This is a genomic window from Bradyrhizobium commune (genome assembly GCF_015624505.1).
Lineage (GTDB): Bacteria > Pseudomonadota > Alphaproteobacteria > Rhizobiales > Xanthobacteraceae > Bradyrhizobium > Bradyrhizobium commune.
The window spans coordinates 2,548,727-2,561,028 of record NZ_CP061379.1 but is presented as its reverse complement, the minus strand read 5'-3'; the positions used below and the strand labels follow the sequence as shown (position 1 = coordinate 2,561,028).

The window sequence follows — 12,302 nt, the reverse complement described above, 5'->3', positions numbered from 1 at the left end:
ATAACCCATATCGACGGGAGTTGCCAGCCGCGCGGCCGTTCAGGAACCGGCTTCCCCCACCTTCGCGCCGGCCTGTTGTGCCCGGAGCACCATGCCGCCGGCAACGCCGACGCCGATGACGTACATCCAGCCCTCGTGGAAGTCGAACAGATGGGAGTTGAAGAGCGAGGTGAACACGTTCTGCACCACGACCAGGAGACCGATCCAATGGACCAGCCCCTCGCCGCGAAACAAGAGGAGATGCAGGATCCAGATCGAATAGAGGACGGCGATGCCGATGACGCCCCATTGCACGGCGACATTCAGCGTCTGGTTATGCGGGTTGCCGATCACCTCGGCGGACGCCTGGTACAGGCCGCTCGGCGTGGCGACCTTCTCGAACAATCCGCGCGTGGAGCCGGTGCCATGCCCCATGATCGGCGCCTCCGCAAAGAAGCCGAGCGACTTTCGCCAGAACTCGAGCCGCAGGCCCGCCGAGGTTGGCTCGCCCTTTTCGACGTAACGCGTGTAGTCGCTCGTAAAGGTGTCGGCGGTCTTGCGCAATTGCGGCGAGGCCTGCCAGGCCAGCACGGCACCGACGAGCAAGGCGACGGAGATGACCGCGATGCTGCGCCATCGCAGGTGCAGCAGCGCGAACACCCCGAACAGGATCGGAACGGTGACGAGCGCGGTGCGCGACACCACCACGAAGGCCATGTTGACGAAGAAGCTCAGCGCCAGAGCCGTGAGCAGTCCGGCGAACCAGTAACGCTTCTCACGCAGCAGCAAGATAATTGGATAGGCGAGCGCGACCGCGCACAGCGTGAATTCCTGGCTCTGGTCGATGTAGTTCTTGACGAAGATGCCGCGTTCGGGGGGATCGGTCTTGAGCGCGAGGTTCGGGTCAAAGGCGACCAGCCACGACATCGCCGACAACAGCGCGCAGGACACCAGGAAGGCGATCAGCACCCAGTGCCCGCGCGGCGAGCGCTCGAAATGATAGAGCAGGACCGGCAGCACCAGCAGCTTGACCGTCGGATTGACCGCATAGAGCCGCGCGCCCCAGGCCGCATCTGACCACAGCGTCCCCACCAGCGCGAGCAGCACCAGCGCGATCGGCGCCGCGCAGATCGGGCGCTTCAGCGATTGCAGGAACGCGCGGACGTCGAGAAACGGCACCATGCAGAGCAGCAGCAGGGCGTTGAAGATCCCCGTCAGCGAGGTCGACCAGGGCAGCGAGGCCGCGGTCAGGACTGCGAACAGATCGACCGTCTCGCTCCAGGCCGCAGGGCTGCGCAGGCGCCGCAGCAGCATGCCGCCGGTGGTCTCCCGTGCGAGTGCCGTCACTTGGTTCGTCACTTGCCCCCTCCCCGCGCGCGGTGGACCAGCGCAGTCGTGCTGAAACCTTTGAGGATGTCGACGAGCACGACGGTGCCGCCGGCGGCCTCGACGACCTCATGGCCAACCACCTGCTCGCGGGTGTAGTCGCCGCCCTTCACCAGCGCGCTCGGCCTGATCCGGGTGATCAGCTCGATCGGCGTGTCCTCCTCGAAGATCACGACGAGATCGACGGCTTCGAGCGCCGCCAGCACTTCCGCACGCGCCCGCTCGTCCTGCACCGGACGATCCGCCCCCTTCAGCCGCCGCACCGAGGCGTCGCTGTTGAGGCCGACGATCAGGCGATCGCAGGCGGCGCGCGCCGCCGTGAGCACCTTGACGTGGCCGGGATGCAGGATGTCGAAACAGCCATTGGTGAAGCCGACCCGCAAGCCCTCGCGCTTCCATTCGGCGAGCTGCGCATCGAGCGCGGCAGGCTCCAGCACGATCTTCTCCTCGGCCGCCAGATAGGCATGCGGCAATATCCTGCGCCGCAGCTCGGCCGCGCTCACGCTCGCCGTGCCCTGCTTGCCGACGGCGACGGCGGCCGCAGCACTCGCCATGCGCAGCGCCGTGTCCCAATCCGCGCCGGCCGCGAGCGAGACCGCGAGCGCGGCAGCGACGGTGTCACCGGCGCCGGAGACGTCGCGCACCTTCACAGGGAAAGCCGGGACGTGAACGGCCTCGCCGTTGCGCGGCACCAGCGTCATACCGTGCTCGCCCTGCGTCACAAGAATCGCATCGCAATCGGCGAGCCGCATCACGTCCTCGCTGGCATCGACGATGCTCTGCACCGTGTCGGCACGGCTGCGCGTTGCTTCCGAAAACTCCTTGCGATTAGGCGTGAGCAGCGTGGCGCCGCGATAGATCGCCCAGTTCAGGCTCTTGGGATCGACGATCACGGGCTTGCCGAGTTTTCGCGCGGCATCGATGGTGTGGCGGATCACGCGGGCGGTCAGCACGCCCTTGGCGTAGTCGGAGAGCAGCACGATATCGGCGCGCGCGATCTGCGCCACGATCGCCTCGATCAGCTTGGTCTCGACTTCGTCGGAGGCGGGCGCGGCCTGCTCCCAATCCGCGCGCAGCATGTGCGTGGAGAAATGCTCGGAGACGAAACGCACCTTTCGCGTGGTCGGCCGCGAGGAATCGGACACCAGCACGCTTTCGATTGCAGCCTGCTCATCGAGCGCGGCCTTGAGCCGCGCTCCCGCATCATCCTCGCCGACGAGGCCGACGAAGATGCAGCGCGCGCCGAGCGAGGCGACATTGCGTGCGACGTTGCCGGCGCCGCCGATATGGATCTCGCTGTGCCGGGCGGCGATCACAGGCGCCGGCGCTTCCGGCGAAATCCGCGACACCTCGCCGTAGACGAACTCGTCGAGCATGATGTCGCCGATGCACAGCACCGTGCGGCCCGAGATGGCTTGGGCGAGGGCATCGAAATCGAGAATGGGCGTCGCCATGATCAAAAGGCCTCAGCGGAAGCGATCGGGCTTGTCGAGATAGTCCCCGACATAGGCCTTCACCGCATCCTCGAGCGTCGTGAAGCCGCCATTATAGCCGGCGCGGTGGAGACGATCGACCTTGCTCTGGGTGAAATATTGGTAGCTGTTGCGGATGCTCTCGGGCATGTCGATGTAGGCGATGTTGGATTTGGTGCCGAGCGCTGCATAAGCGGCGAGGATCAGATCCCTGAAGCTGCGCGCCTTGCCGGTGCCGACATTGAAGAGGCCGGAGACCGACGGCGTTGCGAGCAACCACATGATCACGCGCACGACGTCGTCGACATAGATGAAGTCGCGCCGCTGGTCGCCGTCGGCGATGCCGTCGCGATGCGACTTGAACAGCTGTACGACGCGGCCCGCCTTCACGTCATCGAAGCGGCGCGCCAGCACGCTCATCATCGAACCCTTGTGGTACTCGTTCGGACCGAACACGTTGAAGAATTTCAGGCCGGCCCATTGCGGCGGCAGCGTCTCGCCGCGCGCGATACGATCGACGACGGCGAGATCGAACAGATGCTTGCTCCAGCCGTAGAGATTCATCGGCCGCAGTTTCTTCAGTGCCGGCAGAGAGGCGTCGTCGTCAAACCCGGTCTCGCCGTCGCCATAGGTCGCCGCCGACGAGGCGTAGATCAACGGCACCGCGTTCGCCGTGCACCAGTCGAGCAGGCGCATCGACAGGCGGAAATTGGTCTCGATCACGAGATCGCCGTCGGTCGCGGTGGTCTCCGAGATCGCCCCGAGATGGATCACGGCGTCGAGCTCGCGCCCGTCCAGCCAGTCGAGCAGCTCGGCCGGAGGGACGATATCCACAAGCTGCCGCTTGGCGAGGTTGCGCCACTTGCCCTCGGAGCCGAGGACATCGCAGACCGCGACGTCGCTGCGGCCCGCCTCGTTCAGCGCAGCCACGACATTCGACCCGATAAAACCGGCCCCGCCGGTCACCAGCAACATTCAGTAGTCCCTGCCCGATTTTTGCGGCCCGATCCTGCCCTAGCGCATGATCCGCCAAAGTGTAAGCGGTTTTGGCTCCGACCCTCTGCCGGCTTTACCTGCCGGCCCGGAGCGGCTAACCGAACCCCCACATCAGAGTGCTCTCGGTCCTATTAACGAATGAACATCGATTCGCAACTTAGTGGAGATGCAGAGCGGAGCGACACCCGCCCGATCCTGATCATCCCCTATATGTGGATCGGCGATTTCGTCCGGAATCACACCGTGGTGCGGGTGCTCAGGGAACGCTGGCCGAACCGGCCTGTCGATCTCCTGACGACGTCCCTGTGCGCCCCGCTGGTCGATTACATGCCCGGTGTGCGCGCGGGCATCGTCTGGGACCTGCCGCGCAGCCGGCTGGCCGTGCGTCGCCAGTTCGGCCTGGCCAAGCTCCTGCGCGAGCGGAACTACGGCACGGCCCTGGTGCTGCCCCGGACCTGGAAGGCCGCCATTGCGCCGACGCTGGCCGGCATCCCCGAACGGGTCGGCTGGGTCGGCGAGTTCCGGTTCGGATTGATCAACCGCTGGCGCTGGGGCGAGAGCAAGCTGCCCCGCTTCATCGACGAGAATGCCGCCCTCGCCCGGCCCGACGGCGCCCCCTTGCCGGCGGAATGGCCGGTGCCGCAATTGCGGGTTCCCGCCGACGAGATCGCCCGCTGGCGCGAGGCCAATGGCCTCAGCGCCGGCGCGGCCGTGGCACTCGCCCCCGGCTCGGTCGGGGTGTCAAAACGCTGGACCTATTATCCCGAGGCCGCCCGCCTGCTGGTCGAGCGCGGGTTCGAGGTCTGGGTGGTCGGCGGCACCGCCGAAAAGGCCCTCGCCCAGGAGATCGTGGCTGCCGCCGGCCCGGGCGTCCGCGACCTCACCGGCAACGATTTGCGCAACGGCGTGCTGGCCATGGCCGCCGCCGGCGTCGCCATCACCAACGATTCCGGCCTGATGCATATCGCGGCCGCCCTGGGCACGCCCACCATGGGCATCTTCGGCCCGACCAGCCCCTATCTCTGGGCCCCGTTGAACGGCCTCGCCGCGACCGTGGTTCAGGACAAGAGCGTGCTGTCGTGCCAGCCCTGCCAGCGCACGGTGTGCAAGATGAACGATCATCGCTGCATGCGGGACATTGCAGCGAGCGAGGTGGTGGGAATTGCGGAGCGGGTGCTGGGGGAAGCTGGGGGCGAGGGTTGAGCGCTGAGGCCATCGAGGCTTCGCCGATGATGACATCCTGCCAGTGTTTTGCCCGACGAGTCAAACGGGCTTCGTAAAATCCGCAGAGCATCACGCGTCGCCAACAAGCCGTTGATTCCGCTAGTACCGACCTACTGTGCATGGGGTTGTTTTCGCAATTTTTGTTCGCGCCCCCGCGGCTGCTCACAGCAGCGGCCGATAGACCTCGCCGATCCGAGCCGCTTCGGCATCGAGGCTGAACTGCGCGAGCACCCGTGCCCGCCCGCGCTCACCCATCGCCGTTGCCGCAGCCACATCGTGCATCAGCGGCTCGACCGCCGCAGCCAACGCATCGGCATCGCCCGTCGGGATCAACACGCCGGTGATGCCATCCTCCACCACCAGCTCAGCCGCGCCGGCGCGCGCAGCGACCAGCGCGCTGCCGGTTGCCATCGCCTCGATCAGCGTCAATCCAAAACCTTCGTTGCGGGAGGTGAAGGCGTAGATTGTCAGCCGCTGATACCAGCGCTGCACCTGCTCGATCGGCAGCTCGCCGGTGATGACGATGCGCGATTGCAGGCCGGCTGCCTCGATCCGCTTCTTCAAATCGTTCGCAAAGACGGTCTGCTCGGCCGTGATCTGGCCGACGATGACAGCGGTGAAGTCCGGATAGCGCGGCAGCAGCTTGCACATCGCATCGACGAACACGTCGGTGCCCTTCTGCGCGCGCACGCGGCCGAAGCAGCCGATCGCGTAGCGGCCCGGCAGGCCGCTTTCGGCGAACGCCGCCGCGCGATCGATGGGCGGCGCATAGATGTCGGTGTCGACGCCATGCGGGATCACCGTCGCCTTCACCTTCAGGAACGAGGCCGAGATGTCTGACGTCGCGATGATCGCGTCCATCTGCCGGATCAGCCAGCGCGTGATCCAGGTGTGATGGCGTTGCCCTGCCGAGGTGAAGACGAGCTTCAGCGGCCAGCCGAGCGCGCGCAGCGCGACGCCTGCGATCATCTCGTTGTTGCGACGCGCATGCCAGATCAAGGGCTGCTTGCGGCGCCAGAGTTTCAGGAGATCGGCGCGGCTCAGCCGCGAAATCCCCTCCGGGGCGTCCGAGCCGAACCATGCGGCGCGATAGAGTTTTGCCAGCCGCGGCGCCACCATCCGGTTGGTCGCGGTGACCCCGGAATAGCGCCTGTGCAGATTTGGCACGATCACTTCGAGATCGCCCGGGGGATTCGCCACGTCATGCTCCGTTCGGTGCGTCCCCTATACGCAACATTAAGCATAGTGACCAGTTCAGCCGCACCGATACCCCCTCTTCACCACGCAAACGCTAGCATCCCGCGTTGATCGAAGACGGGTGAGATCATGACTGTGCTAGTCACCGGCGGCGCCGGCTATATCGGAAGTCACACGGTCCTGGCGCTGGCGGAAGCCGGCGAGGACGTCGTCGTGATCGACGATCTCTCCACCGGTTTCTCCGCCTATCTGCCCGAGGGCGTGCCGCTGTTCATTGGCGATGCCGGCGACGAAAATTTGCTCGAAGGCGTGATCGCCCAGCACAACATCGAGAGCATCATCCATTTCGCGGGCTCGGTGGTCGTGCCGGAGTCGATGCGCGATCCGCTCGGCTACTACCGCAACAATTTCATGACCGCGCGCAATCTGCTCAACGTCGCCGTCAAGCGCGGCATCAACCGCTTCATCTTCTCCTCGACCGCCGCCGTCTACGGCAATCCGGACCAGATGCCGGTGCCCGAGCACGCGCCGACGCGGCCGCTGTCGCCCTACGGCTCGTCGAAGCTGATGACCGAGATCATGCTGCACGACGTCGCTGCCGCCTACGGCATGCAGTACGTGACCCTGCGCTACTTCAACGTCGCGGGTGCCGATCCGCAGGCGCGCATTGGGCTAGCCACCGCCGGCGCCACGCATCTGCTCAAGATCGCGGTCGAGGCCGCGACCGGCCAGCGCGCCAAGATCGACGTGTTCGGCACCGACTATCCGACCCAGGACGGCAGCTGCATCCGCGACTTCATCCACGTCACGGACCTCTCGCAGGCCCACCGTTCGGCGTTGGCCTATTTGCGCAATGGGGGCGCCTCGACCACGCTGAATTGCGGCTATGGCCGCGGCTATTCGGTGCTGGAAACAATCGACGCCGTGCGCCGGGTCTCTGGGCGCAGCTTCGCCGTGCAATACGCCCCGCGCCGGCCCGGCGACATCATGACCATGGTCGCCGACACCAGCCGCATCCGCGGCCTGCTCGACTGGAAGCCGCAATATGAGGACCTCGAGACCATCGCGGCCCACGCGCTGGCCTGGGAAGAGAAGCTCTACCGCGAGCGCCATGGCGAGCTCCGCCACGCCGTCTCGGCCTAGAAACCGTCCAGACGCAAGCCCTTAATTGGGCTTGAAAAACCTCGCTTTAGCGGGCACAGAGGCCATTCGATCGCTGACGCGCGGGCAGGCTTTTCGCCTTGGCCGTCAATGGACTACGGATGGCCCAGTTTCCAAAGAAAATCACCGACGATCCCTATGCGGCAATGGTCCTCGTTCGCCGCCTGGTCATGGAACAGAGCGTCGTCTACTGGCGGCGTTACCTCGTCGCCTTCGCGCTGATGGCCCTCGCCGCCGGATCGACCGCATGCGCGACCTATGTGCTCGGCCAGGTCATCAACCAGGCCTATGTCGACAAGAACATCCCGGGCATCGCGATGTTCTCAGGGCTAACGGTGATCCTGCTCTTCATCAAGGGCGTGGCCACCTACGGCCACATGGTGATCCTGACCAAGATCAGTAACGCGATCCTTGCCACCAACCAGCGCCAGCTGTTCGCCAAGCTGATGCGCGAGAGCGTCGGCTTCTTCTCCGAGCGGCACTCGTCCGAGTTCCTGGCGCGCATGACGGCCGGCGCCAAATCCATCACCGACGTCCTCAACATGCTGGTCAACGCGATCGGGCGCGATCTGCTGATGCTGCTCGCCATGATCGGCGTGATGGTGTGGCAGGATCCGCTGATGTCGTTCATCGGCCTCGTCGCGGTGCCGCCGGCGATGCTGGTGCTGCGCAAGCTGGTCAAGCGCATCAAGGGCCTCGCCTTCAACCAGTTCACTGGCACCGCCGACATCATGGAGACGATGCAGGAATCGCTGCAAGGCATCCGTACGGTGAAGGCGTTCACGCTCGAAGAGACCATGCAGAAGCGCATCGACGAGAACATCGCGATCGTCGAGCGCAACGCCAACAAGATGGCCCGCGTCGCCAACCGCTCCAATCCGCTGATGGAGATGCTGGGCGGCTTCGCCGTCGCAGGCTGCCTCCTGTATGGCGGTTACAGCGTTGTCGCGCTCAACGCCACGCCCGGTGCGTTCTTCTCGTTCATGACCGCGTTCCTGATGGCGACCGAGCCGGCCAAGCGGCTGGCGCGGCTCAACATCGATCTCAACAGCCAGCTCGTCGGCGCCCGCATGCTGCTCGAGGTCGTCGACAGCCCCGCGAGCGAACATTCCGACGACGACAAGCCGGCGCTGAAGCTCACGGACGCGCGGATCGAGCTGAGCGATGTCAGCTTCTCCTATCGCGACGGCGAGACCGTGCTCAACCGCATGAGCTTTATCGCCGAGCCCGGCAAGGTCACCGCTTTGGTCGGCCCCTCCGGCGGCGGCAAGTCGACCGTGCTGGCGCTGCTCTTGCGCTTCTACGAGGTGACGCAAGGCGACATCGTGATCGACGGCCAGTCGATCGGCGCGGTCTCGCGCAAATCGCTGCGGGCGCAGACCGCCTATGTCGGCCAGGACGTCTATCTGTTCCGCGACACCATCCGCAACAACATCGCCTTCGGCAAGCCCGGCGCGAGCGAGGACGAGATCATCGAGGCGGCGAAGGCGGCCTGCGCGCATGATTTCATCATGAGCTTCCCGCTCGGCTACGACACGCCGGTCGGCGAGCACGGCACGCAACTTTCGGGCGGCCAGCGCCAGCGTATCGCAGTGGCGCGCGCGCTGATCAAGAATGCGCCGGTCATCCTGCTGGACGAAGCCACCGCGGCGCTCGATTCCGAATCCGAGCGCCAGGTGCAGGAGGCGATCGAGCATCTCTGCCAGAACCGTACCACCATCGTGATTGCGCATCGCCTGCACACCATCATGCACGCAGATAGCATCCTGGTGGTCGAGGGCGGCGAGATCGTCGAGCAGGGCCGGCATGACGAGCTGTTGCGACGCTCCGGCCGCTACGCCTCGTTCTTCCGCCTGCAACATCACGACGCCGGCGCTCTGGCGCCGATCAGCGCAACCGCATAGAGTTCGTTCCACCTCAAGAGCAGCGAGATCGCCTCATGAACGCCGCCTCCTACGTCATCCCGCTTCCGCCACAGGCTTCGCTCCCCGTCGTCGGCGAGAGCGGCCGTTATCCGGTGCGCCGCATCTGGTGCGTCGGTCGCAACTATCTCGAGCACATCCGCGAGATGGGCAATGACGAGCGCGCCCCGCCGTTCTTCTTCGCCAAGCACGCGGACATGCTGGTGCCCGACGGCGCCACCATCCCCTATCCGCCGCTGACCAAGGATCTGCATCACGAAGTCGAGCTGATCGTCGCGATGAAGAGCGGCGGCCTCAACATCCCCGCCGACAAGGCGCTTGACCATGTCTACGGCTATGCCGTCGGCATCGACCTCACCCGCCGCGACCTCCAGATCGCCTCGCGCAAGAAGGAGCGCCCCTGGGAGATCGGCAAGTCGTTCGACGGCTCCGCGCCGGCGTCCGCCGTCCAGCCGGCCTCGAAGATCGGCCATCCCTCCAAGGGCAAGATCTGGCTGACGGTGAACGGCAAGGAAGCGCAGACGGGCGACCTCGAGCAGATGATCTGGAACGTGCCGGAGACGATCTGGCAGCTGTCGCAGCAGGTGAAGCTCGCCGCCGGCGACATCATCATGACGGGCACGCCGGCCGGCGTGTCGCAGCTCCAGCCCGGCGACAAGCTCGAATGCGGGGTCGACGGCGTCGGCACGCTGAAGGTGAGCATCGGTCAGCCCGAGTAGGCGATACGGCACCTCGAAATCAAAAGGCCCCGGACGTATCCGGGGCCTTTTTGCATGTACCGCCTACCAGGCCTTCACCGGTCGATTGGCGTGGCTCGCCTGCGGCACGCCGCGATTGAGCGACATGTGGGAATGGACGCACAGCCAGCCATCGGCAGTCCTGGAGAACACCATGGTCGCCCGGCCGGGTCGCGCAAACGCGCTGCCGTCGGGATTGTAGCCGGTGCTCGTCCACGGCGCGATCACGGTCGCCGTCGCGCCGTCGGCTGACGCCAGAACCGCGGCCTGATCGAGGACGAATCGGAAGTCGGTCGTTTTTGGCCAGACGTTATTCCATTGCGTTGTGACCCATTGGTCGAGGCCGGGAATGACGTCGTTGTGCGTGCCGAAGGCGAGCACATCCGGGTGGAACAACGGCCGCGCCGAGGCGTAATCGACCTCGCGGACATAGCCCGCGAAAGTCTCCAGCCACTGGCGGAAAAACTGCGTGATCTCGTCGTTCGCGATCGGCAAGGAGGCCATTCCAGCTCCAGGGTCAGCCCATTTGACAGCGGCAATCTAGTTGCCATGAGCCGGGCCATCCAGCAAGACTCGCCGTTCTGCCCCACAGCCGACTTGCGCTGCTTTGGTGTTTCTTGCCGATCGCGTAAGAAGGCGGGATGAATGACTTCACCCAGGCGTTTCAACTCGCGACGATGCTGATCGGCCGCTTTGACCCGGAGCTTCGCAACATCATTGCCCTGTCTCTGGGAGTAAGCCTGATGGCAAGCGGCCTCGCATTCATTATTGGTTCGCCGCTCGGCCTGGCGTTGGCGATCTGCCGCTTTCCCGGCAGGCAGGCATTGATCGTGACGGCAAACGCGCTGCTTGGTTTGCCTCCCGTAGTCGTAGGTCTTGCAGTCTACCTGCTGCTCTCCCGCTCCGGCCCGCTCGGTTCTCTCGGGATCCTGTTCACCCCAACGGCGATGGTCATCGCACAGGCCACACTCGGAATCCCGATCGTGGTCGCCTTGGTGCACCGGATGACGCTGGACCTCTGGGCGACCTATGGTGATGCCCTGCTCGTTGATGGAGCCTCGCGCGTCCGGGCGGCGGCTTCGCTCATGAACATTGGCCGCGAGGGACTCATCGTCGCGTTTCTTGCAGCATTTGGCCGAGCCATCGCAGAGGTCGGCGCGATCATCATCGTTGGAGGCAATATACGCGGGTACACGCGGACGATGACGACCGCCATCGCACTGGAGACGAGCAAGGGCGAGTTGAGCTTCGCACTTGCGCTTGGCATCATTCTTATCGTTCTATCGATGACCGTGAGTACGCTCAGCCACGTCTTTGGGCGCGCCTTGAGGCACTGAAACAGCACGCGAACGATTGCAAGGAGTCACCCATGGGCCGATGGTTCAGTTCGATTGCTACGGAGATAGCCTTCGTGTTGGCCCTGTCGTGCGTTCCTGCCTCGGCACAAGACCAGGCCATCATCTTAGCTTCGACGACCTCGACACAAGACTCAGGATTGTTCGACTACTTGCTGCCGATCGTCCGGGAAAAGACCGGCGTCGAGATCAAGGTCCTCGCACAAGGCACCGGGCAAGCGCTCGACACGGCGCGCCGGGGCGATGCCGATGTTGTCTTGGTTCATGCCAAGTCGGCCGAGGAGAAATTCCTGGCGGAAGGATTTGGCGTCAGGCGCTACCCGGTAATGTACAACGATTTCGTTGTTGTTGGGCCGAAGGACGATCCTGCGGGGATTCGCGGCCTTGGCGTGGTCGCGGCGCTACGGACCATACAGACGAAGGCTGCTCCCTTTATCTCTCGTGGAGATCGATCCGGAACCCACATCGCCGAACTTGCGCTCTGGAAAATTGCGGGCATCGATGTCACAAAAGATCGCGGCAACTGGTACAAGGAGATCGGTCAGGGAATGGGAGCCGCACTCAACGTTGCGTCCGCATCCAGTGCTTACGTGCTGACGGACCGCGGCACCTGGCTGGCGTTCAAGAGACGCGGCGACCTTGCGGTCCTCGTCGAAGGCGACAAGCAGCTTTTCAACCAATACGGGGTGATGCTGGTCAATCCGGTGAAACACACAACCGTGAAGAAGGAGGCGGGCCAACGCTTCATCGATTGGCTGATCTCTCCGGAGGGGCAGAATGCGATCGCTGGCTACAAGATCGACGGCCAGCAGCTCTTCTATCCAAATGCGACCGATCCAAACGCTTGAACGAGTGCGGCCCCGTCGCCGTCAA

Annotated in this window: 11 protein-coding genes; 6 read left to right on the top strand and 5 right to left on the bottom strand. The window is 64.8% G+C overall.

Annotated elements, in window-relative coordinates; all coding sequences use genetic code 11:
- Window positions 1–39: 39 nt before the first annotated feature.
- From IC761_RS12005 to rfaD, 3 genes are read right to left on the bottom strand one after another with little or no spacing between them, the layout of a single operon-like run.
- Window positions 40–1,326, bottom strand: a complete 1,287-nt coding sequence (locus tag IC761_RS12005; protein ID WP_195804630.1) for an O-antigen ligase family protein — start codon at window positions 1,324–1,326, stop codon at window positions 40–42.
- Between the two features lie 8 nt (window positions 1,327–1,334).
- Entirely contained in the window at window positions 1,335–2,819 is a 1,485-nt protein-coding gene (gene rfaE1 / locus IC761_RS12000) for a D-glycero-beta-D-manno-heptose-7-phosphate kinase (RefSeq protein WP_195803448.1), read from the bottom strand.
- Between the two features lie 12 nt (window positions 2,820–2,831).
- The gene (gene rfaD / locus IC761_RS11995) at window positions 2,832–3,812 is read right to left on the bottom strand and encodes an ADP-glyceromanno-heptose 6-epimerase (RefSeq protein ID WP_195803447.1); all 981 of its coding nucleotides are present in this window, start codon (window positions 3,810–3,812) and stop codon (window positions 2,832–2,834) included.
- Window positions 3,813–3,971: 159 nt separating this feature from the next.
- Here rfaD and waaF point away from each other — a divergent pair, with 159 nt between their 5' ends.
- Window positions 3,972–5,036 carry a lipopolysaccharide heptosyltransferase II gene (gene waaF / locus IC761_RS11990; RefSeq protein ID WP_195803446.1) on the top strand — a complete coding sequence of 355 codons (1,065 nt, stop codon included), beginning with the start codon at window positions 3,972–3,974 and terminating at the stop codon, window positions 5,034–5,036.
- Window positions 5,037–5,219: 183 nt separating this feature from the next.
- Here the strand turns inward: waaF and IC761_RS11985 are convergent, their stop codons facing one another.
- Entirely contained in the window at window positions 5,220–6,257 is a 1,038-nt protein-coding gene (locus tag IC761_RS11985) for a glycosyltransferase family 4 protein (RefSeq protein ID WP_195803445.1), read from the bottom strand.
- 126 nt (window positions 6,258–6,383) lie between these two features.
- Between IC761_RS11985 and galE the strand changes: the two genes are divergently transcribed.
- The 3 genes from galE (at window position 6,384) to IC761_RS11970 (ending at window position 10,056) form a co-directional block, all read left to right on the top strand.
- A complete protein-coding gene (gene galE / locus IC761_RS11980) occupies window positions 6,384–7,397 on the top strand; it encodes a UDP-glucose 4-epimerase GalE (protein WP_195803444.1) in 1,014 nt (337 codons plus the stop codon).
- 119 nt (window positions 7,398–7,516) lie between these two features.
- The gene (locus tag IC761_RS11975; protein WP_195803443.1) at window positions 7,517–9,319 is read left to right on the top strand and encodes an ABC transporter ATP-binding protein; all 1,803 of its coding nucleotides are present in this window, start codon (window positions 7,517–7,519) and stop codon (window positions 9,317–9,319) included.
- Window positions 9,320–9,354: 35 nt separating this feature from the next.
- On the top strand, window positions 9,355–10,056 hold the full coding sequence (locus IC761_RS11970; RefSeq protein WP_195803442.1) for a fumarylacetoacetate hydrolase family protein: 702 nt from the start codon (window positions 9,355–9,357) through the stop codon (window positions 10,054–10,056).
- A gap of 63 nt (window positions 10,057–10,119) precedes the next feature.
- On the opposite strand, the gene IC761_RS11965 is transcribed toward IC761_RS11970, so the two are convergent.
- Window positions 10,120–10,578: a YybH family protein gene (locus IC761_RS11965; protein ID WP_195803441.1), complete on the bottom strand. Its 459-nt coding sequence runs from the start codon at window positions 10,576–10,578 to the stop codon at window positions 10,120–10,122.
- Window positions 10,579–10,715: 137 nt separating this feature from the next.
- Between IC761_RS11965 and IC761_RS11960 the strand changes: the two genes are divergently transcribed.
- Window positions 10,716–11,411, top strand: a complete 696-nt coding sequence (locus IC761_RS11960; RefSeq protein WP_195803440.1) for an ABC transporter permease — start codon at window positions 10,716–10,718, stop codon at window positions 11,409–11,411.
- Window positions 11,412–11,443: 32 nt separating this feature from the next.
- Complete coding sequence (locus IC761_RS11955; protein ID WP_195803439.1) at window positions 11,444–12,277, top strand: ABC transporter substrate-binding protein; 834 nt, start codon at window positions 11,444–11,446, stop codon at window positions 12,275–12,277.
- Window positions 12,278–12,302 lie beyond the last annotated feature (25 nt).